23 protein-coding genes are annotated in these 17848 nt (G+C 40.1%); 21 read left to right on the top strand and 2 right to left on the bottom strand.

The features are described 5' to 3' along the window. Window positions 1-12: 12 nt before the first annotated feature. From BkAM31D_RS19265 to BkAM31D_RS19240, 6 genes are read left to right on the top strand one after another with little or no spacing between them, the layout of a single operon-like run. Window positions 13-4008 (top strand): phage tail spike protein, encoded by a 3996-nt coding sequence (locus tag BkAM31D_RS19265; RefSeq protein WP_066161055.1) that lies wholly within the window; start codon window positions 13-15, stop codon window positions 4006-4008. A gap of 11 nt (window positions 4009-4019) precedes the next feature. Next, the gene (locus BkAM31D_RS19260) at window positions 4020-4394 is read left to right on the top strand and encodes a hypothetical protein (protein ID WP_066161058.1); all 375 of its coding nucleotides are present in this window, start codon (window positions 4020-4022) and stop codon (window positions 4392-4394) included. Continuing rightward, window positions 4375-4782 carry a hypothetical protein gene (locus BkAM31D_RS19255; RefSeq protein WP_066161061.1) on the top strand — a complete coding sequence of 136 codons (408 nt, stop codon included), beginning with the start codon at window positions 4375-4377 and terminating at the stop codon, window positions 4780-4782. The genes BkAM31D_RS19260 and BkAM31D_RS19255 overlap by 20 nt, the downstream gene beginning before the upstream one ends. A 56-nt stretch (window positions 4783-4838) precedes the next feature. After that, window positions 4839-5150 carry a hypothetical protein gene (locus tag BkAM31D_RS19250; RefSeq protein WP_066161064.1) on the top strand — a complete coding sequence of 104 codons (312 nt, stop codon included), beginning with the start codon at window positions 4839-4841 and terminating at the stop codon, window positions 5148-5150. A 40-nt stretch (window positions 5151-5190) separates the two neighbouring features. Continuing rightward, entirely contained in the window at window positions 5191-5421 is a 231-nt protein-coding gene (locus BkAM31D_RS19245; RefSeq protein WP_066161067.1) for a phage holin, read from the top strand. Further along, window positions 5414-6346, top strand: a complete 933-nt coding sequence (locus BkAM31D_RS19240) for a peptidoglycan recognition protein family protein (protein ID WP_066161070.1) — start codon at window positions 5414-5416, stop codon at window positions 6344-6346. Before BkAM31D_RS19245 ends, BkAM31D_RS19240 begins: the two co-directional genes overlap by 8 nt. On the opposite strand, the gene BkAM31D_RS19235 is transcribed toward BkAM31D_RS19240, so the two are convergent. Together BkAM31D_RS19235 and BkAM31D_RS19230 are read right to left on the bottom strand one after the other, a co-directional pair. Beyond that, window positions 6270-6881 carry a hypothetical protein gene (locus BkAM31D_RS19235; protein ID WP_085449826.1) on the bottom strand — a complete coding sequence of 204 codons (612 nt, stop codon included), beginning with the start codon at window positions 6879-6881 and terminating at the stop codon, window positions 6270-6272. The two genes, BkAM31D_RS19240 and BkAM31D_RS19235, sit on opposite strands and share 77 nt — an antisense overlap. Then, on the bottom strand, window positions 6874-7491 hold the full coding sequence (locus BkAM31D_RS19230) for a hypothetical protein (RefSeq protein WP_066161076.1): 618 nt from the start codon (window positions 7489-7491) through the stop codon (window positions 6874-6876). Before BkAM31D_RS19230 ends, BkAM31D_RS19235 begins: the two co-directional genes overlap by 8 nt. Before the next feature lie 202 nt (window positions 7492-7693). Between BkAM31D_RS19230 and BkAM31D_RS23715 the strand changes: the two genes are divergently transcribed. From BkAM31D_RS23715 to csrA, 15 genes are all read left to right on the top strand, one after another. Further along, window positions 7694-7843: a hypothetical protein gene (locus tag BkAM31D_RS23715; protein ID WP_157076936.1), complete on the top strand. Its 150-nt coding sequence runs from the start codon at window positions 7694-7696 to the stop codon at window positions 7841-7843. 216 nt (window positions 7844-8059) lie between these two features. After that, window positions 8060-8755 (top strand): hypothetical protein, encoded by a 696-nt coding sequence (locus tag BkAM31D_RS19225; protein ID WP_066161079.1) that lies wholly within the window; start codon window positions 8060-8062, stop codon window positions 8753-8755. A gap of 170 nt (window positions 8756-8925) precedes the next feature. Continuing rightward, window positions 8926-9282 (top strand): hypothetical protein, encoded by a 357-nt coding sequence (locus tag BkAM31D_RS19220; RefSeq protein WP_066161082.1) that lies wholly within the window; start codon window positions 8926-8928, stop codon window positions 9280-9282. 105 nt (window positions 9283-9387) lie between these two features. Beyond that, window positions 9388-9771, top strand: coding sequence for a hypothetical protein (locus tag BkAM31D_RS19215; protein WP_066161085.1), 384 nt, complete (start codon window positions 9388-9390; stop codon window positions 9769-9771). Next, window positions 9758-10315 (top strand): hypothetical protein, encoded by a 558-nt coding sequence (locus tag BkAM31D_RS19210; protein ID WP_066161086.1) that lies wholly within the window; start codon window positions 9758-9760, stop codon window positions 10313-10315. The genes BkAM31D_RS19215 and BkAM31D_RS19210 overlap by 14 nt, the downstream gene beginning before the upstream one ends. A gap of 20 nt (window positions 10316-10335) precedes the next feature. Continuing rightward, window positions 10336-11277, top strand: coding sequence for a helicase-related protein (locus tag BkAM31D_RS19205; RefSeq protein ID WP_085449825.1), 942 nt, complete (start codon window positions 10336-10338; stop codon window positions 11275-11277). After that, the gene (locus tag BkAM31D_RS19200; RefSeq protein ID WP_066160609.1) at window positions 11277-11990 is read left to right on the top strand and encodes a ComF family protein; all 714 of its coding nucleotides are present in this window, start codon (window positions 11277-11279) and stop codon (window positions 11988-11990) included. Before BkAM31D_RS19205 ends, BkAM31D_RS19200 begins: the two co-directional genes overlap by 1 nt. Before the next feature lie 93 nt (window positions 11991-12083). Further along, the gene (locus BkAM31D_RS19195; RefSeq protein ID WP_066160606.1) at window positions 12084-12506 is read left to right on the top strand and encodes a TIGR03826 family flagellar region protein; all 423 of its coding nucleotides are present in this window, start codon (window positions 12084-12086) and stop codon (window positions 12504-12506) included. Between the two features lie 146 nt (window positions 12507-12652). Next, entirely contained in the window at window positions 12653-12916 is a 264-nt protein-coding gene (flgM, locus tag BkAM31D_RS19190; RefSeq protein WP_066160603.1) for a flagellar biosynthesis anti-sigma factor FlgM, read from the top strand. A gap of 21 nt (window positions 12917-12937) precedes the next feature. Next, window positions 12938-13432 carry a flagellar protein FlgN gene (locus tag BkAM31D_RS19185; protein WP_066160600.1) on the top strand — a complete coding sequence of 165 codons (495 nt, stop codon included), beginning with the start codon at window positions 12938-12940 and terminating at the stop codon, window positions 13430-13432. A 37-nt stretch (window positions 13433-13469) separates the two neighbouring features. Beyond that, window positions 13470-15167 (top strand): flagellar hook-associated protein FlgK, encoded by a 1698-nt coding sequence (gene flgK / locus BkAM31D_RS19180; RefSeq protein ID WP_066160596.1) that lies wholly within the window; start codon window positions 13470-13472, stop codon window positions 15165-15167. 16 nt (window positions 15168-15183) lie between these two features. After that, entirely contained in the window at window positions 15184-16377 is a 1194-nt protein-coding gene (gene flgL / locus BkAM31D_RS19175; protein ID WP_066160594.1) for a flagellar hook-associated protein FlgL, read from the top strand. Between the two features lie 79 nt (window positions 16378-16456). Beyond that, window positions 16457-17035, top strand: a complete 579-nt coding sequence (locus BkAM31D_RS19170) for a DUF6470 family protein (protein WP_066160590.1) — start codon at window positions 16457-16459, stop codon at window positions 17033-17035. Window positions 17036-17122: 87 nt separating this feature from the next. Beyond that, window positions 17123-17575 carry a flagellar assembly protein FliW gene (gene fliW, locus BkAM31D_RS19165; protein WP_066160587.1) on the top strand — a complete coding sequence of 151 codons (453 nt, stop codon included), beginning with the start codon at window positions 17123-17125 and terminating at the stop codon, window positions 17573-17575. Then, a complete protein-coding gene (gene csrA / locus BkAM31D_RS19160) occupies window positions 17576-17803 on the top strand; it encodes a carbon storage regulator CsrA (RefSeq protein WP_066160584.1) in 228 nt (75 codons plus the stop codon). Window positions 17804-17848 lie beyond the last annotated feature (45 nt).

The following is a 17848-nucleotide window of genomic DNA, read 5'->3' as shown; positions in this document are numbered from 1 at the left end:
AGGTGATAATCTTTGAGTAAACAAACACAGGTAGCTTCTATGTATATAGGTAACGTTTTGACGAGTAATAGCACAAGTAGAACTTCTGCGATCATTCATATTACAGATGGGCAAACAGATCGAATATTAGGGGACATTACAGAAAAGCAAATCATTGATAATGTTCATCGGAAGTCGTTGAAAGATAACCTTGAAACGTTTGACTTTACAACTTTGGCGGATCAGCCCTTTTCTCAATACTTAGGTAAGCATAATCGTGTGATTATTCCTAATGAAGACAACGGGTTTAGTGAATTTGTCATTCTTGATTCAGGTAAATATCGAAATGAGAGTGGAATGCGAACAGAGGTATTTTCATCAGCAAGTTACCTATTACTTAAAAAAGCTAAAATTATTGAACCTCAAACCTTCTCTGAACAAACAACTTCTACAGTGGTTAGTCACACGTTAGGAGGAACAGAATGGCAAGCTGGAACAATTACAGCTGCAGGTATTCGAACATTTCATATTGAGGAGCATACAAACCCTTTTGCCTTTTTACGTAGAATAGCTCAAGAGTTTAATCTGGAATTACATTTTAGAGTAGAGGTGGACGGTAATCGTATTAGGGGGAGGTATGTTGATTTACTTCCGCGTGTAGGTCAATGGAGAGGTAGAGAGGTTGAATTTGGTCGTGATTTGGTTGGCATTGAACGTATTGAAAAGACAGGTAACATCTTTACAGCTCTAGTTGGACTTGGTCCTGTGCGTGAAGACGGAACTAGATTAGAGGTTCTGGTAGAGGATTTAGAGGCGTTAGCAAGATGGGGGAAAAATGGCCAACATTTTATCGAGACCTACGAACCTCAAACTTCTGATGAAGACATGTCACTAGAAAGGCTAACTACTCTAACAGAAAATGAGTTGGAGAAGCGAGTGAATGAAGTAGTCGAGTATACAGCTGACATTGCCGATCTAGAGAATGTTCCGGGAATGGAAAACAAAAAAATCCGTTTTGGCGATACGATTAAAATAAAAGATACCAAATTCAATCCACCTTTGTATTTAGAAGCGAGAGTGCATACTCAGGAAAGAGATATTGTGAATATAGGTAGAAAGATCGTAGAGCTGGGAGACTTCATTGAATATACAGAAGATGAGGTTACAGCTGTATGGAAGTCTTTGCAATCCGAAATCAGACAAAAGATCAGCATGATGGACGTTTTAGAAGTTACCTATACTAAACAAACCATTGATGAGAAAGATACAGGTGTTTTTAACGATGGAACTTATTATGCTGATGGAGTCGCTCAAACAGCTGAAAATAATGCAAAGGGGCACGCTGAGACGGTAGCTAACCAAGCAGAACAAAATGCTAAGGAACATGCCGAAACAGCGGCAGATCAGGCCGAGCAAAATGCCAAGGAATATGCAGAAAAAAGAGTTTATAAACAAGACACTCCACCTTCTTTTCCTGAGTTAAATGATTTATGGATTGATACCAGTTCATCTTTAGAGATCTTGTACCGCTGGAATGGTAGCAAGTGGAAAAATCTAGCCCCGACAAATGCAGCTGAAATTGATGCGGTGGCAAAATCCGAATATGATTCAATGGTTCAAGAACTTCAAAGTAACATATCTGAAAAAGCTAACGTTGAATGGGTTAACGGTCAACTTCATTTAAAGGCTAATTTAGACGACACTTATACGAAAGTAGAAACAGATTCTATGCTGACTGACAAAGCAGATAAAGTTTCTACTTACACAAAAACAGAAGTTGATCAGGCTGTAAATTCTAGAGTGAGCACGACAACATATGCTATTGATCAGAACAATGTGGTTTTAAGGTTCGAAGATGCCGAAAGCCGAATCGGACAAACGGAGTACGATATAAGTCAAAGGGTTGCTTTGACACTCTACGAACAAGACATGCAGAGTGTCAATGATGCTACAGAAACCTTGGCAAGACGAATGGAACAAGCTGAAACTGATATCTCCCAAAATGCCTATGAAATCTCACAGAAGGTTTCATTAACTATATTTGAAGAAGAGATAGAAAGTATTAATGATGAAAACTCCTCTTTGAAATCGAGGTTAGAAGCAGCGGAAAGTGATATTTCTCAGAACGCCTATGAGATTTTACAGAAAGTCTCATTATCTATCTACGAACAAGAAATCAATGGTTCTAATGGATTGAAGTCTAGGCTAGAAGAAGCTGAGAGTGAGATCTCGCAGAACGCTTACGATATAACCCAAAGAGTAACTCTGTTAACCTATAACCAAGATATCAATGATTCAACAAATGGTTTAAAGGCAAGAATGACGGAAGCCGAGAGTGAGATTATACAAAATGCCGAAGAAATTGCTCAAAGAATAACCAGGATTGAATATGATGCAGATCAAGAAGGAATAATGTCTCGACTAGAGACAGCTGAATCTGAATTACTTCAGACTGTGGATAGCATAGCTTTGAGAGTGACAAGAGAAGAATTTGATAACTTAGCAATTGGTGGAACAAATGTCTTTAGAGGATCATTTTTAGGTAGTGGAGTATTCTCCACGGGGTCTAATGCGAACGTAACTTATTCGGTTGAAAATGATGAAAATATCTTAAAAGCTTTGTCTAATGGACAAGGTAGTTTTTTCGGGGTGACATCAAGTCCGAGTTATAGAAACAGCGAATTGAAAAGCGGAGTGAGATATACGGTATCATTTGAAATTAGAGGAAATATTACCGCTTTAGATTATATCTACTTTATGAGATTGGACGGTTCAAACATATCGATTCCTGGGAAAACAGGTTTGAACCTTTCTGAAACGGAATTCACTAAACTGGTGTTCCATCACACACTGCCTTGGAAAACGTCACAAGGTTATTTGTTAATTGGAAGTAGAGATCATAGTGCAGGCAAGTGGTTTGAAGTAAGAAGAGTAAAAATTGAAGAGGGAGATAAAGCGACAACGTGGAGCCCTAATCCGCTAGATGTTCAAGAGCGCGGAGAGGAATATACGGACAATGTTGTCACTCCTATTTCAGTTCGTCTTACTACAGCGGAGTCGACGATCTTAACGTTGTCAGACGAAATAGATCTCCGTGTTACGAAAGATGATATTGTAGCATCGATCAATCTATCTCCTGAAACAATCTCCATTAGTGCAGAAAAGTTAAACCTAGAAGGTGCGGTGACCTTTACGTCGTTTAACCCAGAGGTACAAGAAGCTATAAATGAAGGACGAGATGCTAAATCAACTGTTTCAGATTGGGCATGGCAAAACACAGTCGAAATAGATGGTGGAAAGATTAGAGCAAATACAATTGACGTTAACAAATTAAATGTTACTGAGTTATCTGCTATCACAGCAAACCTAGGGACTGTTGAAGCCGGCACAATCAAAGGTGTTGAAATTGAAGGGGTAAATATTTCCGGTTCAAAATTCGTAACATCATTGACAACAAATGGTAGAACGCAAAGGACAACAATTGAGAATGGCGAGTTTTTAAATGAAGATTTAATGTCTCCTGATTATACTGGGTCAATTGAAGCAAGGATTAGAAATGGTGCTGTAACTGTTACATCTGATTATGTGCATATGGGAGTGCCTCATTTTAGTAGAGCAAGAATGTTTTCAACTCATATCTCGTTAGAGAGAAATAATGCGCAACTTGCAATGAATGAGGATGGGCTTAGATATAGCTCTCCAAACCTCACTGTCACATCTTTATTGTTCAATCAAGAGTATATAAGGCATAACAGGAAGATGGTTACATCAGGGCAGGAAACAGGCTATTTTGGAATGGGGGCAAGACAAACAGATAATACATCACTCACCATTGCAGGTGTAGGGGTGAATTTCAGATCAGAAAAGACGTATACTCCTTCTAGTGTTGCCATTTGGACAGAGTCAAGAGTCGGAGGAGTAGAGGATCCATTAATCTCTAATATTACAAATCAAGGATTCTATGCATACATCCAAGGAACTGGTTCTTCTACTGGAACAAAAGCTTGGAGAGGTCACTACACAGCGTGAGGAGGGGCGGAATGATTGAGCGATTTAGCCAAGACACCCTTTATCAAATTTGCTCACATTGCGGAACTAAAAACACTATCAAACTTAATTATGGTTTAACGGTGCTTTTTGATAATGAAAAAAATGAATACAGCAACTTGAGATTGCCGCAATGTGAATGCGGATCGATAGAAGTGCTAAATATGAATATCGAGAATGAAGAATTTGATTATGATGAAATCGAAGCATTAAATATTCCATTTAAAGAAATAGTCCATAGGAAGTACGTTAGAGATATCATTTTGCTTCATAGAGAAGACTTTAAGCTAAAGGCAAAAAGTGTTGATTCAGGTGGTATAGTTCGAATTGTTGAGGAGGATAAAGCGAATGAAATTGAAGAACAATGATTTAAAAGGATTAGCAACATTCTTAGTAGATGAAGAGTTATCAGGTAAATCTTCGAGGTTAAGAACGAGATTTGTAAGACTACTAGAAGAAGAGTGGAATCAAATCAATGACTTTATAGATGAGCTCCTGGTAAAGCATGCACAAAAGGATAAGCAAAATAACCCAATCAAAAAAGACAATCAACTTCAAATTGAAGATCTAGAAAGTCTCAACCGCGAATACAACGAATTAATGAATGAAGAATTTGTCATTGATGAGGTTGAATCTAAAAGAGAGATGTTGCTAGAGGTGAGGAACATTCTTGAAAACACAAAGAAGGAGTTTAGTGGAAAATCTGCTTTTGAATACGACAGATGGTGTGAAGCTTTTGAAAACCTGAAAATATAAGGTGTGGTTATAAGTCCGTATAGGGCTATTTATTTTGTCTAAATGAGGTGGCATAGTTGGAGTATCAGATGGCAAGCGAAATAGCGACAAGCCAAGCTGTATGGGCAATCCTATGCATTTTAGTATCTGGTTATTTCATCCGAGAAACTCGTAAAGAAAAGGCCGCGAGTGAAGCTCGGTTACTAAAGATGTATGAAGAACAGCGAGCTGAATCTGCTCAAAGAGAAAAGAATTTGATGGAACACTTAAAACGTTCGAACGCAAGCCAGGAGAAAACATCGGAAACATTGGAGCAAATCCAATTCTCCTTAACCTCATTAGAAAATCGAATGGATCGGGTTGAAAAACATTACACAGAGCGTAGCTAATGCTGCGCTTTTTCTATTCCATTGAGAGGAGGTGTGATAAATGGATAAGCAAACCGTTATTCGAATTATTGTATTCGCTTTAGCTTGGGTTAACACTCTTTTAGCTAATACGGTTTATGACCTATCGTGGATAGATGAAGAGTCTGTATCGTTGTTTGTAGCGTTTGTATGGTCTATGTGGACAGGTTGGAAAGATAATGACATTCGAAAAAAGACTATTGAAAATAAGGCTAAGTTAAAAGAATTAGAGGAGATGAAGAATAATGACTAAAATTATTGATATCAGAAACGAAACCCCTAAACGATCTACACGTGCTGAGTCTCGAATTAAAAAAATCGCTCGCCATCACTCAGCCACACTAACAGGGGACTTTTGGTCCTTCTGGAACGGTAGATGGAAAGGACTAGGCTGGTTAACGGGTGGTTACCATGAGATTATCTTTCCAGATGGGACGGTTCAACTCTGTTATGATTCTACCGTTATTACAAATGGGGTAAAAGACCACAACACTGTCACGTATCACATTTGTATGGTTGGTAACGGCTCATTTACAGACGCCCAAGAAAAGGCATGGGAAGAACGTTGTAAACTTGCTATGAAGCGTTTTGGATTGAAAGAAAGTGATGTTCTAGGTCATAAAGAATTTAGTGGTCAAAACACAGCGTGCCCTGGCATTGATATGAACAAAGTAAGAGCATCACTTAAAGGGAATAAAGTAGAAGTGAAAGAAGAAGTCATTAAAGAAGTAGTCAAGCCAGTTGTAAAAGGGGTTCAAACGTCCTCACAACGAGTTTTAAGGAACGTTAGACCATTTATGACAGGAGAGGATGTAAAAGTTGTTCAACGTGCTGTAGGAGCTAAAGTGGATGGTTTCTATGGGGATGAAACAGAACGTCTTGTAAGAGCATTCCAAGAGCAGCACAACCTCATGATTGATGGAATAGCAGGACCTCAAGTCTTTAATGCTATCAAAGCTGGTAAGAAGCTTTCTAAACCTAAATACAGTCGTTTATTACGTGTGGCTTCTCCTATGATGAGAGGAAAAGACGTTGAAGCCGTTCAAACAGCTCTAGGAGTAGCTATTGATGGTTGGTATGGTCCAGTAACAGAAGGAGCAGTTAAAGACTTCCAACGTTCTCAAGGGATCTCTGTAGATGGTATTGTCGGCCCTCAAACTTGGAGTAAATTGTTTTAATAAAAAAAGCCCTCACATTACTGTGGGGCGTATTAAAAAAACCTGTAGATATCAAAGCGGTTAATATACCTACAACTATAGCAACAATAGAGGGGACGATAAGATTAACCCAAAAACGTGTGCGACCATGAATATCTGTAACTTGCTTTTGCATTGAATCTAATTTTGTGTCCATTGTATTAAATTTCGACTCAATTAATTTTTCGTGAGCATCTAATTTTCCATTGATTTGAGAAACTGATTCACCATATAACTGAATTATTCTATCTTCAACTTCCTTGGAGCGCCTTTCATATCTCTCCTCTCTTTCTCTCATTTGATTATGGATTCTTTCCTCTCGTTCACGAGAATCGGCATCTAATCGTTCAACTAATTTCTTATATCCATCATCCATAGACTTATCCTCCCTTACAGGGTTCGTAGTTTCTTCTTCCTCATAAATTCTGATAACCTTTCCCTTGTGTTTTGCGGCACCTATAATACCATCGGAGTCAACGTTTTTCATTACAGGGTTTTCTGATAATAATTTACTCATTATTATCACCTTCATAAAACCTATTTTCCAATCGGTTAAATGTTTCTTTTAAATCAGACGAAATCATTTTCAAAAAAGTTTCTTCTTCTGCTGATATTTCAATCGCTCCGGCATTAGTCATTTTAGAGAAATATTCAATAAATTGAGATAGCATCCCACAATATTCAACAACGCTTGTCCTCAACAATAGTTGTTCGTCATCATTCCTGGTAATATAGATATTGAACCTATCTTTATCAGCCCCGTGAGTGTAATTAATTTGATAAAACCCATGAGGATTAACATTAAACTGTTTAGCCTTTAGGAATTTATCAGTATAATTACTCCGGAGAAAATTCAATAGAGGTAGATCTTCTTCTTCATAGTCAATTTCAGTTGAATCGTCCCCGCCAAAAATAAACCAAAAGAGAAATTTAGAAGCCTTATCTCCAAGAATTGCCGGTAATATAGATGACCTTAATTCGAAATAACTTCTTGGCCATGATTTACCTATAATTGTATTATCAATAGCTCTTAACATTAAACCCTTGTTGAATTCGTCATTTATATACTCTTTAAATTCAGTATAACCATCTATAACTTCTGTAACATCTATATTTAGTTCGATCATAAAACATACCTCCAATTTACAATTAGTTAAATAGTATCATGTTACGGTTGGAATTTGTATTTATTTGTAAGAGGGACCTTTATTAGATCGAAGGGTGTTGAAAAGTGCTTAATTAGAGATTTATTTTATTTGTCAGATATTCATCCTTAATTGTTGAACATTGTCTCTTTTTGAGTATTATTAAGAAAAGGAGGCGCATCCTATGAAAAAAGAATTAGAAAATCTAATTATTGAATTTGAAATGAAATTAAAACGACCATTAAGAGAGATAGAAGTCAAGGTGCTTGAATTTCTTATCAAGACAGAACCGGAAAACTCATCTGAATCCGATCCTCTTCAATATCTCCAGTAAATCCTTCTTGCTTCTGCCGGTCCATTGCATTAACTCTTCAAGTGTTGGATTTCTCCCTTTAGTTATGTTTACATTCTGTATAACTTGTTTTACCTTCCGATCAATGTCGTTCAATTTAAATCACCTTTTTGGTTGATATTATAAATGAAACTCCTTCTAAGAACCAAACGTATGATAAACTAGAATTTATTTACATATGAATAGGGGAGAAGAAATATGAAAAAGATAGCTTCATTGTTATTACTAGTTTTACTTCTTACAGCCTGTGGGCCTAAGGAGGATGCTTCTGTAGATATTGCTGAAGCTGAAAACGAAGTAATTGCAAGTGAACAAAAAGTAGTTTCTAATGAAGAGGAAGAAATTGAAGAAATTGAAACTGATGAATATGGAAATCCGAAGTTAACGGAAGTTGGTCAAATTTTGGAGGAGCCAGGATACGGGACACTAGAGCTTATGAAAATCAAAGAAGTAAATGAGACAGTTAATATCGACCCAATCCAAGTGAAAATTGATGATATTAAATTATTCAAACTCACAAACGTTCCCGTAGAGACAAAGAATCAACTTTCAATGTATATGGATAGTAAGAATGTTCCAGATGAATTGCATTATATTCAAATAGTTTATTCTTCCGAAAATATAGAGGAGAAAAACATCGACTGGTTTGGTATTGATAAAGTAGTACTTTCAAATGGGCAGCAATTGAACGCGACATTAAATGATTTTATAATCGGTGAGGATGATTTTGATAGCATTTTTTACGGCAAGGTGAAAAAGGAAGGGGTTGTTGGGTTGTTCTATAAAGGGAATCCTGAAGAGATAACCTCTGTAAATATTATTTTTTCACAATCTATGGATGCCGATTTCTATGAGACAATTACGGAGAAGCAACAAGTCAAATATGAATTATAAGGAGTGGCCTGAGAGCTACTCTTTTTTTATTTCTTTAAGTTCTACTCAAAGAAGATACCGAATATCTTTTATTCAAGGTGCACAAGACGTCGCAGTAGTAAACAAAATGTATACATCTTGATAAAGCAATGTGCGCTAAAAAACGTCAGTATGACGCCAGGAGGGATTGTATGTACAGACCAACAGTTAGATACGATGATCTTTACAAGGACTATGTAACAAACCTTGAGACTGCAACGCATTTAAACCGCACACAGGTTATCAGAGCAGCCTTATTTATTGCCGGTCACACACAAGAGTTTAAAAATTTAATGGATCCATATCTAAAGAGGGGGCACTCATTCCCTGATCCATTGTGGGAAGCGGATGAGAATGGGTTGTGGTACCACGATAAAGCAGAAGTGGTCCAAGAGAAACCACAAGCACCACCAAAGAAAGTCGTCCAACAAAATTATCAACAGACCAGTCCAAGAGTATATAGTCCAGGAGGGAATGCATCTATCAATTTTAATGGAAGACAATTGTGACGTCAGTCCCTCCTCTCATGTGCAACAACCTCCCTTTTGACCGAGTTACCGAGTTACCCAGACTTAAGGGAGGCAAAATCCTAAAAATGAAGGTGGGGGAGTAGAGTGCGATTAAACCCAATGCTTAATCAAAAGAAGAAAGACGTCTCAAGAAGAACTCGATCTGATAAGAAACGAGACATTAAGATCCCTGTCGCTAAAGATGAAAAACACTTCATAATTATGGCTTCGATTGGGAGGAATGAATCTGAAACAGACTATTGTACTCAGTTACTTAAATCCGCATTGTCCAGAAATAATGAATTTGAAGAAGTGCCTTATTATAATTATCAAACAACCGTCCATATAAAAGCCGATCTGCACTTACAAGAGCAAATATCATACTATGCCGCATTATGGGGGTGTAGAAGCGTGCGCAAAGCTACTCATCGTATCTTCATGCAGTCATTAAGATTGGAGAGAGGAGAGATTATCATTGAGGGCATATAGCGAGAGAAAGTTATTGCAGAATGAACTGCAAGGGCGATCGCCCTTTATTAAATTGTTTACTCCGTCCAAGGTTAGCTTAAAGTTAATAATGCCTCATGACGTCTTATTTAGAGCTCGTAATTTATGCGATGACGTCACTGTGACCACTGGTGATAGATATAAACTTGATGATCTTATGCAGTTACTATTAGATGATATTGTGGACCATGTCAGACGTACACAGGACGTAAAAGGATTAAACAGGTTATTTATGAGTAAAGACAAATCGACGATCAATGTAAGATTAAGATATTACAATAATGATGATGATGAGACTGTACCTTTATATCCGATTAAAAAACCTAGAAAAGAAGATGACTTCGAGATCGTATTTATGAGACTAGATCGAGATGATATTCTGAGAATGGAAATATTATTTTCAGACATGGCCAAAGTGTTTCCTGATCATCATTTCACTGTAGAGAGGATATTGGAAATCTTGCTTATAGATTTTATCGAGAAATATGAACGTGGAGAAGCGAAGAATATTATAATAGCTCCTTAAATAAGTAGCAATGAATCCTTATGTTTTCATTGTCGGTTATTTGTGGAGCTGGGAAAACAGAAGTGCTGTTTCACGGCTTAGAACGAGCTTTTGCGCTTGGAAAACGTGTCCTCTTATCCACACCCCGTACCGATGTTGTCAAAGAGTTATCCCCGAGAATTCAGAATAGTTTTCCACATACACACATTTCAACGCTCTATGGTGGACAAAAAGAGCGAAAATTCGGAGCACAATTGGTGTTATCCACAACCCATCAAGCGATGCGTTTTTACAAAACCTTTGATGTCGTCATCGTCGATGAAGTTGATGCCTTTCCGTTTTCTTATGATAAGAGCCTTCAATATGCGGTTGAACAAGCAGCAAAACCGAATGCCGCGATGATCTATTTAAGTGCCACTCCTTCTAAGTCCGTCTTATTTACTCCGAACTTACACGTCGTCAAAATCCCGAAACGTTACCATGGTTACCCACTGCCCGTCCCACGTTTTCAATGGCTTGGCAATTGGTCGAAAAAACTAAGTAAAAACACCTTACCAGAACCGGTCGCTCATTGGATTACTCGCCATCAGCATAAACCAAAACTGATTTTTGTTCCTTCAACGAGAGCATTAAAAACATTATCAAACATTCTCAACCAGCGGCAAATCGACCATTTTGCCGTTCATGCAAAAGAACCAACTCGTCATGAGGCAGTGGCTCAATTTCGAACGAGGAAAAAGTCCTTAATGCTTACGACGACGATTTTAGAACGAGGCGTGACATTTGCTGATGTGCAAGTCGCGGTGTTCGGAGCAGATGATGCCATTTTTGAAGAGTCTGCTCTCGTCCAAATTGCCGGCAGGGCAGGCAGAAAAGAAACAGCTCCAACAGGAGACGTCGTCTTTTTCCATTATGGTGTGACGAACGAAATGCTCAAAGCCCGTAGCCATATTGCGAACATGAATGAGGAAGGAGGATTTTGATGAGGCGATGTCTGTCGTGCCATGAACATTTCATCGAACCGGTTAGTTGGAGAACACTCTTTCTGCTTGAACAGGCAGCCCTTCTCTGTCAGCTTTGTGAAGCAGAGCTTGTGCCACTTCGCGATCTTCGCTGCATACGTTGCTCGCGATCGCTTCAAACATTGCCGCAAAACTACATCAAAGAAAGTCAGTGCCTCGATTGCTGGCGTTGGGAACAGCGAGCTGATACAACAGGTTTGCTTACCCGCAACTGTTCGTTGTATGAGTACAATGCTTTTTTAAAAGAGTGGCTTGCGGTATACAAATATCGCGGTGATGCAGAGATCGCTCGGTTTTTCTCGCCGCTGATGCACAAGCTTTACCGGACGGAATTTGCTGGCTATTTGCCCGTTGCGATTCCGTTAAGTGACGAACGACTTTACGCGAGAGGTTTTAATCAAGCTGAACTGCTCATCAAAGAATGGAGCGAGACGAGTGATGTTTTGAAGAGAAAAACAAGTGAAAAGCAAAGCAAGAAAAATCGAGACCAACGAATTACCGATTTTCAGAAGCAGACGTTTCAAATCAACGAGGAAAACGTGTCTCGTATTCATCAAAAGAAAATCGTCTTAATTGATGATGTTTACACAACAGGGACAACGATTCGGCAAGCTTGTAAAATGTTACTAGCGCACGGGGCGAAAGAGGTGGCATCGATGACGATTGCGAGATAGACGAGGGGACCATGATCCAAGCTTTTTTTGAAACACTCTAACAAGTTCGTTTTCTTTCCGCTATAATGACTTTGAAAGGGAGGGGGAAGGACGATGAAGAATGTTGAAAACTGTCCGAATTGTGGAAAGATCTTCATTAAGGCTTTGCGTTCGATTTGTCCACAATGTTACATGGAACAAGAGGGACATTTTGAAACGGTCTCAAAATTCATGAGGTCGAAGCATAATCGAATGGCGACAATGGTCGAAGTTCATGAGAAAACAGGTGTTACTCTTACTTTGCTTCAGCAATTTGTTCGGGAAGGCCGCCTGAGTACAAAGTTGTTCCCAAACTTAGGCTATCCTTGTGAATCTTGTGGGGAGATTATTCAACAAGGAAGAATTTGTGATGGGTGCAAGGGTTATATTCTAAAAGGGTTAAAGCAAGATCAACAAGAAAAGGACTTTCAAGAACGAACAAAGGAAAAACATCGAATGGAACGAACGTATCATACATTAAAAGATCGGATTGAATAAAAAGAGTTAACAAAATTGAAAAACGTGCCGATAATAACTGTAAGGATAGTGAAAAGTCCATTGGTCGATCGATCAAGGGATAACATCTAACAGAATCGGGACGTTTTTATGATCGTTTTTTTAAAAAAAGAAAGTGAGGTGACACCATGAAAATTAATCCATATAACTCCATTCCGCAAAATCCATATCGAAAGCAAATCGAGAAAACAGAAAAAGCGGCGACTACAGAAGCGAAACGAGATAAAGTAGAAATTTCATCAGAAGCTTTATCAATGCAGCAAGTGACGAAGGTCGAAAAAGAACGACAAGAGAAAGTCGAAGCATTGAAAAAGCAAATTGCCTCTGGAGAATACAAAGTCGATTCAAAAGCAATTGCTAATAAACTATATGATTATTGGAACAACAACTAGTGTCAGGGAGGAGGAAAAGCGATGTCGATCAAGGCGATTACTCAATTAATTGAACGTTTGTTTGAAATTCACGAGCAGTTGTATCACCTTGCAGTGGATAAGCTTGAACCAATAAAAAAAGGCGATATGAAGGCACTCGAGCAAATCGTTCGTGAGGAATCTAAGCTCGCTCATAAACTCCAAACGACAGAAATGCTGCGTCAAAAAGTCGTACGGACGTATTTATTTGAACAGGGAGAGGCAAAAGAAGGCGCAACGATGACCGATGTGAAGCGATATGCGACGAAAGAAGAAGCGGAAAAGCTTGAACTATTACAACAACAGCTTCTCGATTATGCCCAAAAGCTGAAACAGCAAAATGAACTGAATCAAGACTTAATCGCGGAATCGTTGCGATTTGTCAACCTCTCCCTCGATTTAATGGTCCCTCATCAAGAGGATGTCAGCTACCATCCGCATGAGCATGAGGACAGACCAATAGGAAACGGCCGCTCGATTTTTGATTCGAAAGCGTAATCGTTTACGCACCAAATAGTGAAACGGAGGATGTCACGTGTTATCAACATTCCATGCATTAGAAACAGCCAGACGTGCGATGATGACGCAGCAATATGCGCTGCATACAACAGGTCACAACATTGCCAATGCCAATACAGAAGGCTACACAAGACAACGAGTGAACTTTACGCAAACCGAATCGTACCCATCTGTCGGCAGAAATAGCCCGAGTGTCCCAGGGAACCTTGGAACAGGGGTGAAAGCAGGCTCTGTTCAGCGGATACGTGAAGAGTTCCTTGATGTGCAATACCGCAATGAAACGAATAAGGTCGGATATTGGCAAACACGCAATCAAGCGTTAACGAAGATGGAGGACATTTTGAACGAACCATCGGAACAAGGCTTGAGCCAACAAATTGATTTGTTTTGGACAGCTCTGCAAGACTTATCAGCCGATTCTGAAGATGCTGGAGCGCGCTCGGTCGTTCGTCAACGTGCTGTAGCGGTCGCGGAGACGTTTAACTTTTTACATGACTCGTTAACAATGATTCAAAATGATTATCAAAACGAAATCGAAATCAAGCGCCTAGAAATCAACTCGTTGTTAAGCCAACTTGATTTAGTGAACGAACAAATCCGGAAAACAGAACCGCACGGCTATGTTACAAATGACTTATACGATGAGCAAGATCGCCTACTAGATCAGCTCTCGAATCTTGTAAACATTCAAGTTCAGCGCGTAGCTAGCGTTGGAAATACAAACCCTGCCGCAGAAGGAGCTGTGACGGTTACTTTAATTGATGATCAAGGCAAGCCGGTTCAAAATGAAGCAGGACAACCTATTAATCTAGTTGATGGAACCGGAGCAAGTGAGAGAGCTCAATTCGAAATTGAGTTTCAGCCAAACGCCCATTTTGTGACAGGCTTTACCGTCAGAGAAGGGAACGGAACGGGAACAAATGTCCTCAACACATTGCCACGCGGCGAAATGAAAGCTCTCATTGAAGCATACGGGTACGGAACATCACCTGAGGATGTCACTGGTGTCTATCCGAATATGCTGAAAGAATTAAATAGCATGGCCGAAGTGTTTGCAACGGAGATGAACAACATTCATTCGATCGGTTTTACGTTAGCGGATCAAAATGGAGTTGTTCACCGCGGTGGTGATTTATTTGATCTAAGTGGAGTTGGACAAGGAGTAGGGGCCGCAAAAGCGATCAAGCTTGATTCGAATATCCAAGCGAGCTTGAACAACATAGCCGCATCAAGTGTCAACATAAATAGCATCGTTTCAGGCCAAAGGCAAGTGTATCAAGATCTAGTCAATGCGCCACGTGATCAACAGTATTTCAGCAACATTGTCGACTTTTTAACTACAAGTTCAAACTTTACAACCGGCGCCCCGACAGCATTTGCCGGTGATGGGACAAACGCGAAGCGCCTTGCAGATGTGAAAGACACGACGCTATCTTTTTCTAATGATTCCGGTACGATCAGCACGTATTACCAAGGAGTCATCGGCGACATGGCTGTATCGACACAGGAAGCTGGCAGAATGATGAACAGTTCACTCTCGCTTCAAGACAGTGTCGAATACCGCAGGCAATCGGTTAGCAACGTCTCTCTCGATGAGGAAATGACGATGATGATTCAATACCAGCATGCTTACAATGCTGCAGCACGAAATATTACGATGGTTGATGAAATGCTCGACCGCATTATTAACGGTATGGGCGTCGTCGGCAGATAAGGATAGGTGGATCTAAATGCGTGTCACACAAATGATGCTCTCCCAAAGCTCATTACGTAATTTAAATCAAGGATACAACCGGTTAGCGCAAATCCAAGACCAGCTTGCAACAGGGAAGAAGATAACACGTGCTTCACAAGATCCTGTTGTTGCAATGAAAGGGATGCGCTACCGCTCACAAGTAACAGAAGTCGAGCAGTTCAAGCGCAATCTAAGCGAAGCATACAACTGGATGGATACCGCTGATGCAGCACTTGATCAAGCGACACAAGTGCTGCAACGAATGCGCGAACTTACGACACAAGCAGCGAACGATACGAATAACGCTGAAGACCGCGCAAACATTGCAAAAGAAGTGAAGCAGCTCCGTGAACACTTGGAATCGCTCGGTAACACAAAGAACAGCAACAAATACATTTTCAACGGAACGGACACGACAACCGCACCGATTAAAAACACAAACAATATGGACCTTGGCGTTACCGCTTTACTAAATGAGACGACGACCGATTTCTCGTCGATTGAAGTGATTTATAACGGCAAAACGTTTCAGCATGTTGGAACAGAAAATGGTTCACATATTTTTCAAGATAAAAGTCAGACGAGCCCTGAATACGGTTCAGATGCGTTTGCAAGTGAAGCAACTCGGTTAACGATTAGCCCAAGCGGTGCTGTTACGTTCCAGGCGCGAAACCAAGACTATAACGCGAACGATCCAACAAGCCAGCAACAGCTAACAAATAGTGTCTCGCAACGAGATGTCATTGTCGCAAATGCAAACACGGTTTCTATTAACACTCAAGCGGTTGAAGTTGAATTGCTTAAAGGGGTTACGGTTCCGATCAATATTAACGCTGGAGATGTATTCAGTACCGAATTATTTGGCGACATCATCCGCCTTGAACGAGCACTCGAGGACCCAAAGATGAAAGGGACCGATCTCACAAGCTACATTGACAATTTATTTGGACACATCAACACATTTGTTGCTGAACGAGCAGAACTTGGCGCAAGAGTAAACCGCGTCCAAATGATTGAAAACCGCTTGCTCGAACAAGAAGTAAATGCGAACCGGATCATGTCAGAAAATGAAGACGCGGACCTTGAGAAAGTCATCATCGACTTAATGACTCAAGAAACGGTCCACCGTGCGGCCCTGTCATCAGGCGCACGAATCATTCAGCCTACTTTAATGGACTTCTTGCGATAAGCGAGCTAGGGGACTTCTCAAAGTCAAAGATCGACCTTTTGAGAAGTCCCCTTTTTAAAAGAGAAAGGAGGAGGCAAACGTGCAACTTCTAGCGATACATATCGAGCAAACCGCTGCGCGGATCGGGCTCCGCTCACACCGAGCGGAAATGAAAATCAACCAGCCAGCAGCGGAGATGTCGATTCAACAAACTCACCACATTTTAAAGATGAACACGACAGAGGCAAAAATGCAGATTGATCAAACCGAGGCGTTTGCCGACGCCAATCTTAAATCGGTGCTACGCTATTCACGGGAACAAGCCGCAAGTGCTGTACAAATAGCACAAAGCTACATCGCCAAAACGGCTCAACAAGGCGATCAACTAATGAGAATTGAAAACGGCACAGGTATAATTGCGAGACAAGCAAAATGGAACGCAGAACGTCCGCCGAAACAAGCGACAATCGGCTACATGCCGAAATCAGCCGACCGCGTCCGCTTTGACTTTCAACCATCTCAACTTTCAATCACGGCCAATGAACGAAAACCAAACATCACAATCAACCGCCGAGACGTACAAATAGACATACCAAAATGGCAAACAGAAGCATACTTGCAACAAAAAAATCACATTTCCTTTCAATCAGTAGGCAGTATTGTGAACAAAGGTCTATAAAGCTTGACCGACCTTTTTTAAAAAATGAAGACCGACTATGTTACAATGATGGAAATTTCTCATTCGATGAAGAAGGTGTGTGACCGCATGAACATTGAAACAAAATACCAAGGAACGATTAACATACATACAGAGAACATCCTTACTTTCTCTCAAGGCATTCCAGCATTTGAAGACGAAAAGCAATTCATCCTGCTTCCGTTTGACGAAGGGACACCATTTTTCGTCTTGCAATCGATTAAAAGCGTTAATGTTGCGTTTATTATGATGAACCCATTTGAAGTTGTCCCGAACTACGAAGTGAAACTACCGGATGCGACCATCGAACAGTTGGAGATCGAAAAACAAGAAGACGTTGCCACATTCGTCGTCTTGACGGTCAAAGACCCATTCGAAGAAACAACCGCCAACCTACAAGGGCCAATCATCATTAACGCCAACAAGAAAAAGGGAAAACAACTCCTCCTAAGCGACACGGACTACCAAACAAAGCACCAAATTTTCAAGCAAGCCGCTGTCACAGCGAAGGAGGGAAAGTAAATGCTTGTTCTCTCTAGAAAACTAAAACAATCGATTCAGATCGCAGGCGACATCGAAATCAAAATCCTCGCGATCGAAGGAGACCAAGTCAAACTCGGCATCGACGCCCCTAAACACGTCGAAATTCACCGAAAAGAAGTATACCTGGCCATTCAAGAAGAGAACCATGAAGCCGCTCAAGGTATCTCGATTGACTCGTTAAAGATGTTTCTTGAAAGAAAGAACTAGACGATAGACGAAAAGGGTGTGATCTCTTTTCGTTTTTTTAGTTAG

Source organism: Halalkalibacter krulwichiae (assembly GCF_002109385.1).
Taxonomy (GTDB): Bacteria; Bacillota; Bacilli; order Bacillales; family Bacillaceae_D; genus Halalkalibacter; species Halalkalibacter krulwichiae.
This window is presented reverse-complemented; position numbering and strand designations above follow the sequence as displayed.